The sequence below is a fragment of the Micromonospora sp. NPDC049580 genome (assembly GCF_040675595.1).
Taxonomy (GTDB): Bacteria; Actinomycetota; Actinomycetes; order Mycobacteriales; family Micromonosporaceae; genus Micromonospora.
This window is the reverse complement of sequence record NZ_JBFAPG010000806.1, coordinates 1-1,355: the sequence shown is the minus strand read 5'-3', so window position 1 is coordinate 1,355 and position 1,355 is coordinate 1. Positions and strand designations below refer to the sequence as shown.

The window sequence follows — 1,355 nt, the reverse complement described above, 5'->3', positions numbered from 1 at the left end:
CTGGCTGGCCGCCGCGCTGGGTTTCACGGCCACGCCGGGACGCAACGCCGTGGAGAGCTTCCGGGCCGAGTGGGACGGCGCCGCGCCTGCCGGACGTCGGGGCGTCGACGCCCGAGGAGGCCGGGACCAGACCATGTGCGGGCGTCGATGTTAGCGCCAACCATCCCAGATCGCCGGATGCGCCTTCCCAGGTCGAGGACCTCGGACGGCATTGTTGCCGAGCGTGATCGGCGTCGATCAGTCGCGTCGTGCGCGGGCGCGGGCCGTCGGCTCATCGAAGCGCCAATGTTACGTCTTGACGAACAGCATGTTATCGCTCACAGTCGATGGTCAAGGACGGCGACGGCTACGGCTCACGGGGCGGGCCTGCGACGCCGACCTTGATTCAGGCGTGCGTCCACAGCATGCAGGGGATCTTGTTAGCGCGAACATTCCCGACGCATGCACCCGGTCGCGTGTCGCGGTGCGCCCAGCTTCGGGTGACCGTTCGGCTCCTGGTGATTGAGGAGGATCATGTCTGCCTTTGGTAGGTCTCCGTCGACGGCACCGCCCTCGCGGCGGCGAGGGTGGTTGGTGCGAGCAGTCGCCGCCGGCGCGGCAGCGGTGGTGGTCGCCGGCGCCGCCGCGATGGCGGTGTCGTCGCCCGCAGCCGCGGCGACGGTCGACACCAGCGCCTGGTACGTGTTGGTCAACCGCAACAGCGGTAAGGCCCTGGACGTCTACAACCTGGCCACGAACGACGGCGCGCGGATCACCCAGTGGACGCGCAACAACGGCAACCAGCAGCAGTGGCAGTTCGTGGACTCCGGAAGTGGCTACTACCGGCTCAAGTCGCGGTTGTCGGGCAAGGTGCTCGACGTCTACAACCGCTCGACCGCCAACGGCGCGGCGATCGTGCAGTGGACCGACAACAACGGGACCAACCAGCAGTTCCGGCTGGCCGACTCGGACAGTGGCTACGTGCGGCTGATCAACCGCAACAGCAACAGGGTGATGGAGGTGCAGGGCGCCTCGACCGCCGACGGCGGCAACATCGTGCAGTACGACGACTGGAACGGCACCAACCAGCAGTGGCAGCTCGTACGCGTCGACGGCGGGGGCAACCCCACCACGCCGCCGCCCACCACGCCGCCCCCGGGCGGCACGTGTGATCTGCCGTCGTCGTACCGGTGGTCGTCGACCGGCGCGTTGGCGCAGCCCAAGTCGGGCTGGGTGTCACTCAAGGACTTCACCGTCGCCCCCTACAACGGACGGCAACTGGTCTACGCCACCACCCACGACACCGGCACCCGGTGGGGCTCGATGAACTTCGGCCTGTTCACCAACTGGTCCGACATGGCCTCCGCCAGCCAGAA

General features: G+C 68.3%; 1 protein-coding gene. It reads left to right on the top strand.

Annotation, left to right across the window (positions count from 1 at the left end; genetic code table 11):
* Window positions 1-513: 513 nt before the first annotated feature.
* Window positions 514-1,355, top strand: an 842-nt coding sequence (locus AB0J68_RS32225) for a non-reducing end alpha-L-arabinofuranosidase family hydrolase (RefSeq protein WP_363942672.1), incomplete at its 3' end; no start/stop codon positions are given.